Origin of the sequence: Nitratidesulfovibrio termitidis HI1, assembly GCF_000504305.1 — a bacterium.
Lineage (GTDB): Bacteria > Desulfobacterota > Desulfovibrionia > Desulfovibrionales > Desulfovibrionaceae > Cupidesulfovibrio > Cupidesulfovibrio termitidis.
The window spans coordinates 479,996-496,433 of sequence record NZ_KI632512.1 but is presented as its reverse complement, the minus strand read 5'-3'; the positions used below and the strand labels follow the sequence as shown (position 1 = coordinate 496,433).

The 16,438-nt window shown below is 65.6% G+C and carries 14 protein-coding genes and 1 tRNA gene; 9 read left to right on the top strand and 6 right to left on the bottom strand.

What is annotated here, in order from left to right; translation table 11 throughout:
* Nucleotides 1-94: 94 nt before the first annotated feature.
* Both phoU and DESTE_RS02220 read left to right on the top strand, forming a co-directional pair.
* Nucleotides 95-778: a phosphate signaling complex protein PhoU gene (gene phoU / locus DESTE_RS02225; RefSeq protein WP_035064528.1), complete on the top strand. Its 684-nt coding sequence runs from the start codon at nucleotides 95-97 to the stop codon at nucleotides 776-778.
* Between the two features lie 401 nt (nucleotides 779-1,179).
* On the top strand, nucleotides 1,180-2,691 hold the full coding sequence (locus tag DESTE_RS02220; protein ID WP_035069441.1) for an L-lactate permease: 1,512 nt from the start codon (nucleotides 1,180-1,182) through the stop codon (nucleotides 2,689-2,691).
* 378 nt (nucleotides 2,692-3,069) lie between these two features.
* Here DESTE_RS02220 and DESTE_RS02215 read toward each other — a convergent pair whose 3' ends face one another.
* The 4 genes from DESTE_RS02215 to DESTE_RS02200 form a co-directional block, all read right to left on the bottom strand.
* Nucleotides 3,070-3,690 carry a hypothetical protein gene (locus DESTE_RS02215; RefSeq protein ID WP_245590697.1) on the bottom strand — a complete coding sequence of 207 codons (621 nt, stop codon included), beginning with the start codon at nucleotides 3,688-3,690 and terminating at the stop codon, nucleotides 3,070-3,072.
* A 113-nt stretch (nucleotides 3,691-3,803) separates the two neighbouring features.
* Nucleotides 3,804-5,132: an Nramp family divalent metal transporter gene (locus tag DESTE_RS02210; protein ID WP_051384262.1), complete on the bottom strand. Its 1,329-nt coding sequence runs from the start codon at nucleotides 5,130-5,132 to the stop codon at nucleotides 3,804-3,806.
* Nucleotides 5,133-5,322: 190 nt separating this feature from the next.
* Nucleotides 5,323-5,399 (bottom strand) — tRNA-Met (locus tag DESTE_RS02205).
* 149 nt (nucleotides 5,400-5,548) lie between these two features.
* Nucleotides 5,549-6,346, bottom strand: a complete 798-nt coding sequence (locus DESTE_RS02200) for an undecaprenyl-diphosphate phosphatase (RefSeq protein WP_035064527.1) — start codon at nucleotides 6,344-6,346, stop codon at nucleotides 5,549-5,551.
* A 299-nt stretch (nucleotides 6,347-6,645) separates the two neighbouring features.
* On the opposite strand from DESTE_RS02200, the gene DESTE_RS02195 reads away from it, so the two are divergent.
* Genes DESTE_RS02195 through DESTE_RS02185 form a run of 3 tightly spaced genes read left to right on the top strand, consistent with a single transcriptional unit; the run spans nucleotide 6,646 to nucleotide 9,123 of the window.
* On the top strand, nucleotides 6,646-6,849 hold the full coding sequence (locus tag DESTE_RS02195; protein ID WP_035064525.1) for a hypothetical protein: 204 nt from the start codon (nucleotides 6,646-6,648) through the stop codon (nucleotides 6,847-6,849).
* Nucleotides 6,850-6,877: 28 nt separating this feature from the next.
* Nucleotides 6,878-8,041 carry an LPS export ABC transporter permease LptF gene (lptF, locus tag DESTE_RS02190; protein WP_245590696.1) on the top strand — a complete coding sequence of 388 codons (1,164 nt, stop codon included), beginning with the start codon at nucleotides 6,878-6,880 and terminating at the stop codon, nucleotides 8,039-8,041.
* Nucleotides 8,038-9,123 carry an LptF/LptG family permease gene (locus DESTE_RS02185; protein ID WP_035064524.1) on the top strand — a complete coding sequence of 362 codons (1,086 nt, stop codon included), beginning with the start codon at nucleotides 8,038-8,040 and terminating at the stop codon, nucleotides 9,121-9,123. The genes lptF and DESTE_RS02185 overlap by 4 nt, the downstream gene beginning before the upstream one ends.
* Before the next feature lie 201 nt (nucleotides 9,124-9,324).
* Here DESTE_RS02185 and yihA read toward each other — a convergent pair whose 3' ends face one another.
* On the bottom strand, nucleotides 9,325-10,047 hold the full coding sequence (yihA, locus tag DESTE_RS02180; RefSeq protein ID WP_035064521.1) for a ribosome biogenesis GTP-binding protein YihA/YsxC: 723 nt from the start codon (nucleotides 10,045-10,047) through the stop codon (nucleotides 9,325-9,327).
* A gap of 255 nt (nucleotides 10,048-10,302) precedes the next feature.
* Here yihA and DESTE_RS02175 point away from each other — a divergent pair, with 255 nt between their 5' ends.
* The 4 genes from DESTE_RS02175 to lolA all read left to right on the top strand — a co-directional run bounded on the left by DESTE_RS02175 (nucleotide 10,303) and on the right by lolA (nucleotide 15,223).
* Nucleotides 10,303-10,785 carry a type II 3-dehydroquinate dehydratase gene (locus DESTE_RS02175; protein ID WP_035064519.1) on the top strand — a complete coding sequence of 161 codons (483 nt, stop codon included), beginning with the start codon at nucleotides 10,303-10,305 and terminating at the stop codon, nucleotides 10,783-10,785.
* A 37-nt stretch (nucleotides 10,786-10,822) separates the two neighbouring features.
* Entirely contained in the window at nucleotides 10,823-11,380 is a 558-nt protein-coding gene (gene efp / locus DESTE_RS02170; RefSeq protein ID WP_035064517.1) for an elongation factor P, read from the top strand.
* Nucleotides 11,381-11,474: 94 nt separating this feature from the next.
* Entirely contained in the window at nucleotides 11,475-14,270 is a 2,796-nt protein-coding gene (locus DESTE_RS02165) for a DNA translocase FtsK (RefSeq protein WP_245590695.1), read from the top strand.
* Nucleotides 14,271-14,521: 251 nt separating this feature from the next.
* The gene (gene lolA / locus DESTE_RS02160) at nucleotides 14,522-15,223 is read left to right on the top strand and encodes an outer membrane lipoprotein periplasmic chaperone LolA (protein ID WP_156925238.1); all 702 of its coding nucleotides are present in this window, start codon (nucleotides 14,522-14,524) and stop codon (nucleotides 15,221-15,223) included.
* 170 nt (nucleotides 15,224-15,393) lie between these two features.
* On the opposite strand, the gene DESTE_RS02155 is transcribed toward lolA, so the two are convergent.
* Entirely contained in the window at nucleotides 15,394-16,170 is a 777-nt protein-coding gene (locus DESTE_RS02155) for a pseudouridine synthase (RefSeq protein WP_245590694.1), read from the bottom strand.
* Between the last annotated feature and the right edge of the window lie 268 nt (nucleotides 16,171-16,438).

Genomic DNA, 16,438 nt, shown 5'->3' with positions numbered 1-16,438 from the left:
GTTTCGCCCCGGCCTGAAAGATGGCATGATCCACGTGAAAGAAAGCACATGCGGGACGCATCCAGCATGCGGCCCCCAACGGAAGGAGTGCGCCATGGCCCCCGCCCGGAACCTGACCACCGACCGTCTCGACGCTCTGCGCCACAAGCTGCTGGCCATGCTCGCCACGGTGGAGCAGGCCATCGACAGCTGCATCGAAGCCTACTGCCAGCGCGACGAAGCCAGAGCCTGGTCCGTCGCCTCGCACGATCATGCCATCAACGAGATGGAAACCTGCATCGACGAGATGGGCATGCGCCTTCTGGCCCGCGAAGGGCCACTGGCGCAAGACCTGCGCACGGTGCTGGCCACCATGCGTATCGCCAACGACATCGAGCGCATGGCCGATGAGGCCGCCAACATCGCCGAACGCACCATGCCCCTGGTGGCCCTGCCGCCGTTGCCCTTCGACGGGGACTTCAAGGAATACGTGCCGCTGGTGCGCAACATGGTGCACCAGGCGGTGCAGTGCGTGGTGGACATGGACGCGGACCGGGGCCGCAGGCTGGCCGAACTGGACGAAGGCGTGGATTGCGGGTTGCGCCAACTCACCCTGAAGGTCGTGCAGTACATGAAGGCCAACCCCGAAAAGATCGAAGCGGCGCTGTCGTTCCTGATCATCTGCCGCAGGCTGGAACGCATCGGCGACCTTTCCACCAACATCGGGGAGAGCGTGTTTTTTGCCGTCCGTGGCGTCAACGCCAAGCATAGCCACTTCGAAGACGACGACGAGGCATGATGCTTTTTTCACGCATCACGTTACATACGTGACATGCAGATACCATACGACACGAAGCATACACAATGAAACGGCTTTGGATGTACAACATCCGAAGCCGTTTCCATTTGCTGGCTGTTTTCATGCAACATGTCGCTCATGTTCTGACGAAAATCTTGCGTATGCTGTGAACTACATGGATCATACACCGTAGCGTAAGCGCATCGCATGGAGAGTGTACCACTTCATACCATGCATGCGCCGCAGCTTCATGGAAAACACCTGCCTCGAGTCTTGACGCTGCCAAGTCGAAATGCTACCACCCCGCTCATTGCTTAATCAACCAATACATTCGGCGTGGCGTGAGGACGTGCCGAATGTCGTGAACGCTCACTTCGGAGGTGCATCCCACAATGGCGTCCATGGATTATCTGCAACTGGCGGCAGCGCTCGCCCCCATCGTCTGGCTGATCTTCTCGCTCGTCGTGCTCAAGCTGCCTGCCTATCGCACCTGTGCGCTCACGCTGGTCTGCACGCTGGCCCTTGCCGTGTTCGGCTGGTGGAAGATGCCCGCCGTCATGGCCCTTTCCGCCGCGCTCGAAGGGGCGGCCATGGCCCTGTGGCCGATCATGATCGTCATCATCGCCGCCGTGTTCACCTACAACCTTGCCCGCCACACCGGCAGCATGGACGTGATCACCCGCATGCTCTCGTCCATCACCACCGACAAGCGCCTGCTGGTGCTCATCGTGGCCTGGGGCTTCGGCGGCTTTCTCGAAGGAGTGGCCGGGTACGGCACCGCCGTGGCCATTCCCGCCAGCATCCTTGCCGCCATGGGCTTTCAGCCCATGTTCGCCGCGGTGATCTGCCTGGTGGCCAACACCGTGCCCACGGCCTTCGGCGCCATCGGCATTCCCATCGTGACCATGGCGGGCGTCACCGGCCTGCCGGTGGAAACCATCAGCTACTACACCGCGTTGCAGCTGTTCGTGTTCATCGTGCTGATCACCTACCTGCTGGTCATTCTTACCTCCGGGTTCAAGGGCATCAAGGGCGTGTTCTGGGCCACCCTGGTCTCCGGCCTGGCCTTCGCCTTTCCGCAGCTGTACACCGCCAAGTACATGGGCGCCGAACTGCCGTGCCTCATCGGCAGCGTGTGCAGCATGATCGCCACCATCGTCTGGGCACGCCTGTTCCACCGCGACACCGCCGCCGCAGTCGCCCCCATTCCCACCGCCGAGAAGGTGAAGGCCTGGCTGCCGTACATCCTGGTGTTCGCCTTCATCATCCTGTGCAGCAACCTGTTCCCGGCCATCCGCGACACCCTGGGCTCCGTGAAGACCACCGTGCGCATCTACGGCGACAATCCCTTCACCTTCAAGTGGATCGCCACCCCCGGCGCGCTGATCATCATCGCCACCTACATCGGCGGCATGATCCAGGGCGTGAAGGTGCGCGAAATCACCGGCGTGCTCGGCAGCACCGCCAAAAAGCTGGTGTACTCGGGCATCACCGTGGTTTCCATCGTGGCGCTGGCCAAGGTCATGGCCACCAGCGGCATGATCAACACCATCGCCATCGCCGTGGCCGATTCCACCAGCAGCTACTTCCCGTTCATCTCGCCGCTGCTCGGCGCGCTGGGCACCTTCGTCACCGGCAGCGACACCTCGTCCAACGTGCTCTTCGGGCAGTTGCAGATGGAAGTGGCCAACCGCATCAGCATCGACAGCGCGTGGATCGTTTCCGCATCCGCCGCCGGGGCCACCGCGGGCAAGATGATCTCGCCCCAGTCCATCGCCGTGGCCACTGCCGCCACCGGCCTTACCGGGTACGAAGGGCGCATCATGAACCGCACCCTGGCCGTGTGCGTGGGCTACGTGCTGGTGCTGGGCACGCTGGTCTACGTGGCCATTCCGTACCTGTACCTGCTGTAGCAGGGCACGCAGCCGACCTTGCCGTGCAGGGGGAGCGCCTTCGGGTGCTCCCCCTTTTCATTGCTGGGATGAAGGAGAGGGCGGTCGACCGCCGCCCCAGAAATGCCTGCGGTCAGGCGACGCCACGCCCGCATGCGCAGTGCGCCGTGCTGGCTAGGTCAGGGAGAATGCTGGCGGAACGGATTGCGGTACCGCTCAAATCGACGCGAATGAAATGAAGGAGCACGCCGGGCATGACGGGCATGACGGATACGCGCAACGGGCGCAGGAAGGGCAGGCAGATATGACCGGTCAGCGAGGCAGACCGGCATGAAAACGGCCGCCTCCATCGGAGACGGCCGTAACGTGGCGACATAAAGGGCGGAGCGAAGGCGGCGCTTACTGGCGTGCGTTGTGGGCAGCCTGTTGCAGACTGCCGCGCACGATGAACAGCGCCGCCAGCAGCATGCCCGAAATCAGCGGCTGCGAGCGGGTGATGAAGGCCAGCACGAAGGCGGCAAAGATGGCGTACAGCATGTAGCGGTCCCACGGTTCCGCGTTGCCGCGCGGCATGTCCAGCAGGGCGCTGGGGCGGGCCAGATAGGTGATCCCCGCCGTGAGCAGAATGATCACGAACACGCCCGCCGCGCGCAGGTCGGCCAGCATGTTCGCAAGGCCCGGCGTGCGGGCGTACAGGCCAAGCCCGCCGAGCATGATGGAAATGTTCACCCCCAGCAGCAGCCGGTCAAGCAGTATGCGCCGCCACAGCAGCACGGCCATGCACAACGCGGTACACAGCGCGCCAAGGCCGTAAGGCAGCAGCGCCCGCTCTGGGTCGTCGCCCGCGAGCCGCACGGTGATGGCGAAGACCTGCAACGGCAGCAGTTCGAAGGCAAGGCGTATCCACTTGTGCATGGGGTGTCCGGGAAGCTGGTCTTCGGTGGTGGCGGAGCCTGCGGGGCCGCCGGTCATGCGGCCCGTGGGGCCCGTGAGACCCGTGGGGGAGGTTTTCGGGGGCACGGTTACACCTGCACTGGACAGGAGTGAACAGGCAGCAGCGCCTGCAAGGTCGCGCCTGCGCTGGACGGAACGCCACGGCGCCGTCGGCAACCGCGCCGTGACGACGCGTAGCTCTAACCGAAAAACAGCTCCCGCAGCAAGAGGGCGTTGAGTGCGATTACAATGAGCGTGATGCACCACAGCATGGCCTGCGTGGATGGCGGGTTGGCGTACTGGCCCATCACCTTGCGGCTGGACGTAAGGTACAGTTGCAGCAGCACCGTAAACGGAAGCTGCATGGAAAGGGCCACCTGCGAATACACCAGCCCTTTCAAAGGGTCGTCGATGGCGGTGATGCACAGGGCCGCCGCCCCCAGGGTAATGCCCACGCCCCACCGGGTGTGCTTGTCCTTGATGGCATAGGGTTCGCCGAACATTCCGGCATAGATGCTGCCCCCGGCCATGCCCGCCGTGACGCTGGACGAAAGCCCCGCGAACAGCAGCGCCAGCGCGAACACCGTGGACGCCGCGCCGCCCAGCAGCGGCGAGAGCAGGGCGCAGGCCTGTTCCAGTTCATCCACCTGAAGGCCACGGCTGAAGAACGCGGCCGCCGCCAGCAGGATCATGCCGCTGTTGATGGCAAACCCCACCAGCATGGAAAACAGCGTATCCAGATACTCGTACCGCAACTGCCGCTTGATGACCACGGCGTCCTCGAGGTTCCACTGGCGGCTCTGGATGACCTCGGAATGCAGGAACAGGTTGTGCGGCATGACCACGGCGCCCAGCACGCTCATGACCACCACCAGAGCGCCGGGCGGAATGGCGGGCGTCACCCAGCCGCGCGCTGCGGCGTGCCAGTCCACAGGCACCAGGGTCAGCTCGTACAGAAACGAAATGCCGATGAGCGACACGAAGCCCACGATCCAGCGTTCGATGCGGGTGTAGGAATTGGTCAGCAGCAGCACGCAGACCACCCCCATGGTCAGCACCGTGCCCACCCCGAGGGGCAACCCGAACAGCATGCGCAAGGCAATGGCCGCACCCAGCAACTCCGCAAGGGCCGTGGCCACGGAGGCCGCCACGGCAGACCCCAGCACGAACACGGAAACGGAACGCGGCAGGTGGGTGGTGGCCGCTTCCGACAGGCACAGCCCGGTGGCTATCCCCAGATGCGCGGCGTTGTGCTGCAGCAGGATGAGCATGACCGTGGACAGGGTGACCATCCATAGCAGCGAGTAGCCGAATTGCGCCCCGGCGCTGACGTTGGAGGCCCAGTTGCCGGGGTCGATGAACCCCACGGTGACCAGCAGCCCCGGCCCCACGTACCGCAAGAATTCACGGGCGGACGCGCACGATCGACATTCCGACGTGGTCAGCACGTCCCTTATGCGGTCCGTCAGGCGCGCCATGAAGCGTCTGGGCGTGCCGTTGCGCGCGGCGGAAATGGGCTCGGTCTGCATGGTGCCTCTTGGCATGGAAAGGGTGGTTACCGACGCGGGCAGACTAGCACGCCGTGCGCAACGCGTCATCAAGGCAACCCGTACGCGTCGCGCCGGACAGACAGGGGGAGGGGGGCGCAGAACCGAAGCGGGCCCCCCAGGGCAGGAGAAAACGAAAAAGGCCCTGTGTTCACAGGGCCTATCGTGTTCTTGGTAGCAAGGGAGGGATTTGAACCCCCGACACTGCGGGTATGAACCGCATGCTCTAACCAACTGAGCTACCTTGCCAAGTCCAATGCCGCTCGGGGCTCGTTCCCGTTGCGACGGATGGTTTCTCTACCGGACACGGGGTGCCTTGGCAAGCGTTTTTTGGCGGCTTTTTGAAAAAGCCCGCGCAATCCGCGCCCGACACGGCTTTGCCCCCACATCCTCGCGCGTCAGTTCACCATGAACCAGAACACCAGCGGGGCCACGGCCAGCCGGTACCAGGCAAAGGGCACCAGGGTCACCCGGCCCATGAGGCCGATGAACACCTTCACGGCAACCCAGGCTGCCAGAAACGACACCACGAATCCGGTGGCGAAGACGGGCAGGTCGGCCATGGTGAACAGGGCGTGGCTTTTCAACAGATCATAGCCGGTGGCGGCGAACATGATGGGCACCGCCGCGATGAACGAATATTCGGCGGCAAGGCCGCGCCGCGCGCCCAGCAGCATGCCGCCCATGATGGTGGCGGCGGAACGCGAAAACCCCGGCCACAGGGCCAGACACTGGAACAGCCCGATGCCCAGCGCCAGTGCGGGGGTCATGTCGTCCAGGTCCATGTATGCGGGGCGGTGCTTGCGCCGCTCCACCAGCAGCATGGCCACGGCGCCCACGCCAAGGGCAAGGGCCACGGTGGCCGGACTGAACAGGTTTTCCTTGATGTAATGATGCGTCGCAAGCCCCAGCAGGCTGGCGGGCAACGAAGTGATGCCCAGCAGCACGATGCCGCGCACCCCGGCGAAGCGCACGTATGGCTTTGGCCGCAGCAGGCCCCAAAAGCGGTCCCAGTACAGAACCACCACGGCCAGGATGGCCCCAAGCTGGATGACCACCTCGAAGGTGGAGGCCTTGGGCCCGGTGAACCCCAGCAGGTCGCCCGCGATGATCAGGTGCCCGGTGGAGGACACCGGCAGGAACTCTGTCAGCCCTTCGACGATGCCGAGCAGGACGGCGGAAATGATGTCGTGCATGGATATGGATGGTGTTCGGCCTTGAGTGGCCGTGCGGCTGGGGGTGAGGGGGCAGGCCAGAACACGGAAAAATGCGGCTGGCGCGGCAAGGTGCGGCCTGAGCGCAAAACACGCAGGATCGCGCAGGGCCCATGCGCCGGATTGCGCGGGGATACCGCATGGACCGCCGAGTTGCAACCCCGCCGTGGTTGATGTAGATTCCACGCCGCGCGAACGGTCGCAGGCCTCCGGGCCGACAACCGGTCGCCAGGGCCATCGCCCGCAACCATGCCGCTTCGCAAACCCGCCAGGGGGGCCCCATGACCACCGTCATTCCGCACAGCGAACTGGTGAAGCGTGCCGCCACCTGGGTGGCGGAGCGCCGTGCCGAGCCGGAACAGTCCGCCCGCCCCCTGACCGACCTCATGGACGAGGCGGGCGCGCGATTCAATCTCGGCCCCCTGGAAACCGAGATGCTGCTCGACCTGTTCCGCAACTGCCACACCGGCCAACCACAGGAATAGCCCTCTGCCCCTCCGTCTCAATACCCTGTTGCAGCGCCAGCTGTTCGGCGAACTGCTGCACCTGTTCCTGCTCTGCCTGGGCTCGCTGCTCACCCTGGTGCTCATCGGCCGGGGTCTGCAATTGCGCGAACTCTTTCTGGGGCTGGATCTCGGCCTGGCCGACGCCGTGCTGCTGTTCGTCTACCTGACCCCGTTCTTCATGCTGCTGGTGGTGCCGGTGGCATGCATGCTCAGCGTGTTCCTGACCTTCCTGCGCATGAGCACCGACCGCGAGCTCATCGCCCTCAAGGCGGGCGGCGTCAGCCTGTACCAGATGCTGGCCGCGCCGGTGCTGTTCTGCGTGCTGTGCACCCTGCTGACCCTGGGCATCTCGTTGCAGGGGCTGGCCTGGGGCATGTCGCACTTCCGCGCCACGGTCATGGAAATCGCCAACAGTCGCGCCCGCGTGGTGGTGCAGCCCGGCGTGTTCAACAAGGACATTCCCGGACTTACCCTGTTTGCCCGCCAGGTGGACCCCGCCGACAGCAGACTGTCGCAGGTCATCGTCGAAGACCGCTCGCGCGAGAACACCACCCTGACTATCCTGGCCCCCACGGGGGCCATCGCCACGGACGAGGCGCGCGGTGAGTTGCTGTTCCGCCTGCAGAACGGCCGCCTGTACAAGACCGAAGGGCAGCAGGTATCCGTGCTGGGCTTTGGCGAGTACGTGGTGCGCATCGACCTGGGGCAAATGTTCAAGGGGCTGGACCTTGGGGAGATCAAACCCAAGGAGCTGTCCTGGTCGCAGTTGCGGGCGCTGCCCCTGGACGAGGCCAATGCCTCGCTGGGCGACAAGTACCTGCGCAAGGTGGCGGTTGAACTGCACAAGCGCTGGGTGTTCCCGGCAGCCTGCCTGGTGCTGGGGTTGTTCGCCATGCCGCTGGCCTGCGCCTTCGAAGGGCTGCACCGCCAGTTCGGCGTGGTGCTGGCCCTGCTGATGTTCCTGGTCTACTACAGCCTGCTCTCGTTCGGCCTGACCACGGGCGAGGCGGGCACCATCCCGCCGGAAGTGGGCCTGTGGATGCCCAACGCCCTGTTCCTGGCCACCGGGCTGTGGGGGCTGCGCCTGGCCGCGCACGAGCGCACGCCCGCCGTGGTCAGCCTGTTCTCGCACAGCCGGCTCGCCCTGCGGCGTAAAAGGGTGTCCGCATGAGCCTGCTTTCGCGCTATCTGTTCCGCAACAACCTGACGCTGATCCTTCCCACCCTGGCCATCGGCACCGGGCTGTACATCCTGTCTGACCTGTTCGACCGGCTGGACGACTTTCTGGAAGCGGGGGTGGGCTTCGGCGTGGCCGCCTGGTATTTCGTGGCCAAGACGCCGCTGATCATCTCGCAGATCCTGCCCGCCGTGTTCCTGCTGGCCACCCTGGCCCAACTGTGCCTGATGTCGCGCGGACGCGAACTCATCGCCCTGCAGGCCGGCGGCATCTCCATGGGGCGGGTGGCCCGCAACCTGGTTTTCTGCGGCGTGGTCTGGGCCGTGGTGCAGCTTGGCTTCTCGCAGGTGCTGGGCGTTTCCGGCGAGGTGGAAGCCGCGCGCATCTGGAGCGAGGACGTGCGTGGCAAGACCGAGGCCACGGCCACCCTGCGCAACGTGTGGTTCACCGATGGCCCCTACGTGGTCAACCTGGCGGAAGTGGTACCGGCCAAGGAAACGGGAACCGGCCTTGCCGCCTATGAATTGTCCGCCGACGGGCTGACCATCGCCCGGGTGATCCGCGCCGCATCGTTCACGGCCGGTGATGAAGACTGGGAACTGCGCGATGTGACGATATTCGACCCCACGGGCTATCTCAGCTCCCATGAAGATGCCCTGTCGCTGCATCTGCGGCAGGACGTGCAGGCCTTCCTGGTCACCGCGCGCCACGCCGATCCCTCGCGACTTCCCTTGTGGCAACTGGGCGACGCCATCGACCGGCTGTCCGCATCCGGCTCCAACGTGGAAGGGGTGCGCACCGCCTGGCACATGAAACTGGCCTACGCCACCTCGCTGGTGATCATGGCCGTGGTGGCCGCCGCCGTGGTCACCTGGCGCGACAACATCTACCTGTGCATCGGCCTTGCCCTGGTCATCACCTTCCTGTTCTACACCATGTTCACGGTGGGCGGCACCCTGGGGCAGAAGGGCATCGTCACGCCGCCGCTGGCGGCCTGGGGGGCCAACGGGCTGATCGGGGGCATTGCCCTGATCCGGCTGGCGTGGGTACTGAAACCACGCTTCAAGGCCGGGTGATCCGGCAACAGGACGAAACCGCACCAATGAACGGCGCCCCGTCATGCATGACATGACGGGGCGCCGTGCCGTTCGGAGGAAGGGCGAGCAGGCCTGGGCGAATCAGGACCACCGCAGCCTGAACAGAACTGAACTGGGTGGAACTGGCCTGACAGGCCAGACAGGGCTGAACAGAATCGGGCAGACGGGAGGGAGGACGATTTACTCCCCGGTTGCGTCGGGTTCGGAAGCAGGGCGCGGGGCCGGAGCATCCACGGCGGTGTCAGACTGGGTGGCGGCATCCGCCAGCGGCACGTCGCGCTTGGCACTGCCAAAGGGGTCCAGCAGGGCCGAGCCACGCACTTCGCCCACGGTGACCACCTTGCGCAGCGATGCCCACAGGTTGTCCACGCCCATGCCCGTCTTGGCAGACACCACCAGAGGGGCAATGCCCCCCAGAATGTCGCGCCACTGACGCTGGCGCTCCGCGCGTTCGCGCTGGGAACACTTGTCGGCCTTGGTCAGCACCGGCAGCAGGGTGATACCGCTCTTGCGGGCGAACGAGGTCAGGTCAAGGTCCAACTGCTGCGGGTCCAGGCGGCTGTCCAGCAGCACGGTCAGGGCCTTCAGCGTGGGGCAGGTGCTCAGGTAGCGCTCGATGAGCTCGGCCCACTTCTGGCGTTCTTCCTTGCTGCATTTGGCATAGCCGTAGCCGGGCAGGTCCACCACGTAGAAGCCGTCGGGCTTCACGCGGTAATAGTTGATGGAGCGCGTCTTGCCCGGGGTGGCGCTGATCTTGGCCAGCGCCTTGCGGCGTGCCAGGGCGTTGACGAGCGAGGATTTGCCCACGTTGGAGCGCCCGGCAAGGGCTACCTGCGGCGCATCGAAGGCGCGCATCTGTTCCAGGGTGTAGACGGTGGCTTCAAGTTCAAGCACTGGTTGCATGATCGTATCCGGTGGCGCCGGGCGCCGTGTGGCTGGGGGTAAATCCCGATGAGGGCATGAGGGACGGCATGAGGCATGGCCGCCGTAACGCATGGTCTGGCATGACGCACGGTCTGGCGTGGCTTCATTGTTGACAACAGGCCGCCGTTGGGAAAAAATATCCTGTTACCCGATGCGGGCGCATGGTGTCCAGTCCGGCCCATCCCCGTTCCGCCGCAACCGGCCCAGAGCCGCCAACCGCACAAAGGACGCCGCATGGCCCGCTATCGCATACTGGTGCTGAACGGCCCCAATCTTGGCGCGCTGGGCGTGCGCCAGCCCGACATTTACGGCAGCGTGGGCATGGATGCCGTGCCCGGCCTGGTCGGGCAGGTGCTGGGCGCAAGAACCGGCGACGTGGAACTGGAGTTCTTCCAGTCCAACGGAGAAGGTACGCTCATCGACCGGCTGGAACAGGCCCGGCGCGACGGCGTGGACGGCGTGGTGCTGAACGCGGGCGCGTACACCCACACCAGCTTGGCCCTGGCCGACTGCCTGGCCTGGATAGGCCTGCCCTGCGTCGAGGTGCACCTCAGCAACGTGCTGGCGCGGTCCGAACCGCTGCGCCAGAAGAGCTACATCGGTCGCCACGTCATCGGCGTGGTGGCGGGCTTCGGCATCACCAGCTACGCACTCGCCGTGCAATCGCTGGTGCTGCATCTGGATGCCCTGCAGTCGCCCCCGGCGACCCCGGTGTAGGGCCGCATATCCTTACGAACATCACTCCGGAGGCTTCATGTATTCGACTACCGATTTCAGGAAGGGTCTCAAGATCGAAATCGACGGCACGCCCTTCGAAATCGTCGAGTTCCAGCATTTCAAGCCCGGCAAGGGCGGCGCCATGGTGCGCACCAAGCTGCGCAACCTGCTGAACGACCGCGTGGTGGACAACACCTTCCGCTCCGGCGAAAAGGTGGGCCGCCCCGACATGGAAACCCGCGAAATGCAGTACCTGTACCGTGAAGGCGACGACCTCGTGTTCATGGACCTGACCACCTACGAGCAGCTGCACATCGCGGAAGACACCACCGACGGCAAGGCCGGCTTTCTGAAGGAAGCCCAGCAGGTGCGCGTGCTGCTGTATAACGGCAAGCCGCTGGACATCGACCTGCCCGTGTCCCTGGTGCTGGAAGTGGTGGAGACCGAACCCGGCGCCAAGGGCGACACCGTGAGCAACGTGACCAAGCCCGCCAAGCTGGAAACCGGCATCGTCATCGGCGTGCCGATCTTCGTGAACCTTGGCGACCGCGTGAAGGTCGACACCCGCACCCGCGAATACCTGGGCCGCGAATAGTCCGGTTTCGCGCACGGTTCCGCCAGGAGTTCACTCCGCAATCCTCCGGATGCGCCCCCGATTGGCTGGGGCACCAGTCCGGTGCCGCGGGGCCGTGTGGACGGGAACCCTTGAGTACGGTAAGGGATATGGCCGATACGGTCATATCCCTTTTCCTTGCGGGCCGCCCCGCGTCAATACACATTCCGCGACAATCAGGCCGCGACATCAGGAGGGTGCCGCCACGGACGGCAACAAACTGGCCCGCGAACTTTTCGGGCTCTTCCTCATCTTCTGGGGGCTGCTGCTGCTGCTCAGCCTCGCCACTTTCGACGCCCGCGACCCCAGCCTGAACCACGTGGTCAGCAATGCCACGCAGGTGCGCAACAGCGCGGGGCTGTTCGGCTCGTACATCGGCGGCATCCTGGTGGATCTCTTCGGCTTTTCCGCCTTCCTGTGGCCTTTCGGGTTCATGGGCCTTGGCGCGCGCTATGTGGTCATCCCCTTCGACGTGCCGTGGTGGCGCTGGCTGGGGCTCATCCTGCTGGGCGCCTGCGTGGCCACCCTGGGCGCGGGATGGAACCTGTCCATCGGCGACGTGGGCGGGGGCGGCTTCTTCGGCATCATCCTGCACAATTTTGCGGCACGCTATTTCAGCCCGCGCGGCTCGGCGCTGGTATGGCTGTTCCTGTTCCTGATCTCGGCCCAGCTGGTGCTGGCCCTGTCCTGGTCGGCCATGGGGCGTCGCATTCTTGAAGGACTGCGTGAAGGGTTGACGCCCAAGGCAAAGCCCTCGGCAAAGCTGGAAATTTCCGCGCCGCGGAGCGCGGTGGAAGCCGCCGCGGCCCGCCCGGTCATCGTGGGGGGTGAGGAGCGCCTGCCCGATCCCGCAGGCACCGCCACCACCAGCGCGCGCGCCTCCCGCTGGCTGAAGCTGCCGGGCATGGGCGTGTTCCAGTTCCTGTGGAACCGCAAACGCGGGGCCAGGCAGGGACAGGTGGTCGACGTCACCCCCGCGCCGCTGCCCGCCGGGCGCGGCGTGCAGGGCACCCCCCGCCCGTACCGCCCAGGTGATGACAGGCCGGGGGCCTCGCCGCACGCACCCTACGTGCCCCAGGATCCGGAAGACGACGACGCGTACGCCCATGCCGTGCACGATGCCGCCCAGCCCGATGGCCGCGCTACGGCCCGCGCCATTGCCCGTGGGGGCAGGAGTGCATCTGCCAGCGTCGGCGATCCCTTTGCGGATAATGAATTCGGCCCCGGCGCCATGGGGCTTGAGGACGATCTGACGGGCGACGGCGTCGACGGGCTGCCCAACGGTTTGCCCAACAATCTGGCTGACGGTCTTGCCGAAGACCTCGTGGATTACGCCGCCGGCGAGGCTGGCCCCACCTGGCTGGAAGGCGCCTTTGGCGACGACCCGGCCCGCGAAGGGCAGGGGACCGCGCCCGCCAAGACCGCGCGCCCCCGCAAGGCCCGCAGCAAACTGCCCGGCCTTGACCTGCTGCACTCCGTGGCGGGCGGCGACACCAAGCCTGCCCGCCAGATACTGGAGACCAAGGGGCAGAGCGTCATCACCTGCCTGGCCGACTTCGGCGTGCAGGGCGAACTGACCCGCATCACCCCCGGCCCGGTGGTCACCATGTTCGAGGTGCGCCCGGCCCCCGGCGTGAAGGTGAGCCGCATCGCCAACCTCAGCGACGATCTGGCCCTGGCGCTGAAGGCCATCGCCGTGCGCATCCAGGCCCCCATCCCCGGCACGGACACCGTGGGCATCGAGATTCCCAACGAGGCGCGCGAAAACGTGTGCTTCAAGGAACTGCTGGGCTCGGACACCTTCCGCTCGGCCCCGTCCATGCTCACCATGGCCATCGGCAAGGACATCGCGGGCAATGCCACCGTGGCGGATCTTGCCCGCATGCCCCACCTTTTGGTGGCGGGTGCCACAGGCGCGGGCAAGAGCGTGTGCCTGAACTCCATCCTGCTCAGCTTCCTGTACAAGGCACGCCCGGAAGACGTGCAGATGCTGCTGGTGGACCCCAAGCGCATCGAGCTTGCCGTATACGCCGACCTGCCGCACCTGGTGCACCCGGTAGTGACGGAAATGGCCCTGGCCAAGAACGCGCTGGACTGGGCCGTGCAGGAGATGGACCGCCGCTACCAGGCCATGGCGCGCCTGGCGGTACGCAACATCGCCGGGTACAACCAGAAGCTGGCCGACCTTGGCGCAAACCTGCCGCCGGAACTGGCGGACCTGGAACGCATGCCGTACCTGGTCATCGTCATCGATGAACTGGCCGACCTCATGCTGACCGCCGCCAAGGAAGTGGAAACCAGCATCGTGCGGCTGGCCCAGCTGGCGCGCGCGGCGGGCATCCACATGATCCTGGCCACCCAGCGCCCCAGCGTGGACGTGGTCACCGGCCTCATCAAGGCCAACTTCCCGTGCCGCATCTCGTTCCAGGTTACCTCCAAGCACGATTCGCGCACCATTCTCGACACCGTGGGCGCGGAGCACCTGCTGGGCAAGGGCGACATGCTCTTCAAGCCCAGCGGCGGCAAGTTGCAGCGGCTGCACGGCGCCTTCGTGGGCGACGATGACGTGGCTGCCGTGGTGGAATTCTGGAAGCACCAGCAGGCCCCCAACTACACCGTGGACTTCGCCGACTGGGGCAACGACGGCACGGGCGACGGCGGCAATGGCAACGGCGGGGGCGATCTTTCCGACGACCCCATGTACGCCGAGGCCGTGGAATTCGTCATCGGCCAGGGCAAGGCCTCCATCTCGCAGATCCAGCGGCGTTTCCGCATCGGGTTCAACCGGGCGGCGCGCTACGTGGAGCAGATGGAGCACGATGGCATCATCGGCCCCTCCGACGGCAGCAAACCGCGCATGGTCATCAGATAACCACGCGGGCAAGGGCACACGGGGTGGGGCGGTTTTCCGCCTTCGCCCCGCGCCCGCCGCACGTGTTGACGCGGTGCCCCAGTCCTGCTAGCGCAGCCCCAGCATGGCCGGAATCCGGCTGTACCTTTCCGGATCGTGCACCGTGGCGCCATGCGTCTGCGGGGCAATGCCCGCCACTTGCCGCCTTGCACGGCACGCCGCAGGGCACACGCCTTCCCCATCCCGCCAGTAATCCTCCACAGGAGCATCCCGTGATTCGTCCCCTTTCCCTTCGTGCCTTCTCCTGCCTGCTGGGCCTTGCCGCCCTGTGTGCCGCCATGGGTATGTCCGCTACGCCGTCGCATGCGGCAGGCGAACTGACCAACCGCCTGCAACAGCGCTATGACGCCACCAACACCCTCAAGGCGGACTTCACCCAGGTGCTGCTGCACCGTGAAAGCGGCGCCAAGGAGACCCGGCAGGGCACCCTGCAATTCCGCAAGCCGCTGCTGGTGCGTTGGGAAACCAAGGCCCCGCATGCCGAACTGCTGGTGGTGACGGCCAACGAAATCTGGAACTACCTGCCCGACGAGGAAGTGGCCTACAAGTACCCGGTGGAACTGGTGCAGGACTCGCGGTCCATCATCAAGGTGATCACCGGCCAGGCCAAGCTGGAGCAGGACTTCGACGTGGCGGAAGAGGCCGACGACAACGGCATGGCCCGCCTGCACATGTACCCCAAGGAACCCACCCCGCAACTGACCGAGGCGTTCCTGTGGGTGGATCCGGACACCAACCTGATCCGCCGGGCCAAGATCATCGACTTCTACGGCAACGAGAACGACATCACGCTGAACAGCCTGAGTACCGACGCCGGGGTGCCGGACAGCGCCTTTCGCTTCGCACCGCCCAAGGGGGTGGACGTGGAAGACCGGACCAGGCAGGGTTCGCCCGAAAAGCAGTTGTTCAACTAGGGGCGCGATACGTCTGGTAGCTGGTTGTATCTGGCAGTGCCAGCGTCAAGCGCATCTTCTCCTCAAAGAAAAGGAACACCACCTCTTCACGTTCAGCTTGAAATGCAAAAATGCAACAACGCCTCCTGCAGCACTGCAGGAGGCGTTGTTTTTTCAGAAAAACTGCGTCGTTATGATTCAAGGCCAGCGGCACGGCGCAGGGCTGCCACCTCGTTCGGAGTCAGGCGGCGGGCCGCACCCTTGGGCAGTTCGCCCAGTTCCAGCGGCCCCTGTCGCACGCGCCGCAGCAGCAGCACCGTCAGGCCCAGGTCGCGGCACATCCGGCGAATCTGGCGGTTGACCCCCTGATGCAGGGTCATCTCGAAAAGGCTGGCCTGGCGGTCCGACTGCAACAGACGCACCTCCACCGGGGCGAGGTGTTCGCCCTCGGCCAGGGTCATGCCCTGGCGCATGGGTGCCAGGGTGGGTTCGGTCACGTGGCCGCGCACCTTGACCATGTAGACCTTGGGCAGGTGGTAGCGGGGGTGGGTGAGCCGGTTGGTCAGATCGCCGTCGTCGGTAAGGATCAACAGCCCCTCGGAAAAATAGTCCAGCCTGCCCACGGGGTACAGACGCCCACCACGCAGGTCGGGTGGCAGGATGCCCAGCACCGTGGGGCGTCCCTGCGGGTCGCGCACGGTGGAGACGACCTGCACCGGCTTGTGCAGCATCACGTAGGTGAACGCGGCGGGCGCGGCATCCAGTTCCAGCAGTTGCCCGCGCACTTCGATGCGGTCCCGCCCCGGCACTACCCGTGCACCGGGGGTATCCACCACCTCGCCGTTGACCCGCACCACCCCCTGCTGTATGAGGTCGTCCGCCTGACGCCGCGAACACACGCCCGCCCCGGCAATGGCCTTGTTCAGGCGCACTTCGCCGGGCTGCATGGCCGATTCGCCCGGCTGCATGTGCGGTTCACCGGGCTGAACCAATTGGACGGATTGAGCGGATTGGGCGGCATGCCCATCCACCATCGAATTCATAGACTGACGCGCCGCCGGATCTGCCTCGCGGCCATCCCGATCCGCCCCGGCACGACGTCCCTGACGACCATCCTTGTCCCCATGCGGGTACGCCGCACCATCCTTGCCGCGCGGCCCCGGACCGGAGCGACGATCCTGACCGGAGCGACGTTCCGGACGGTCCTGCCCACCGCCCGACCGAGCGGGGCGCGTG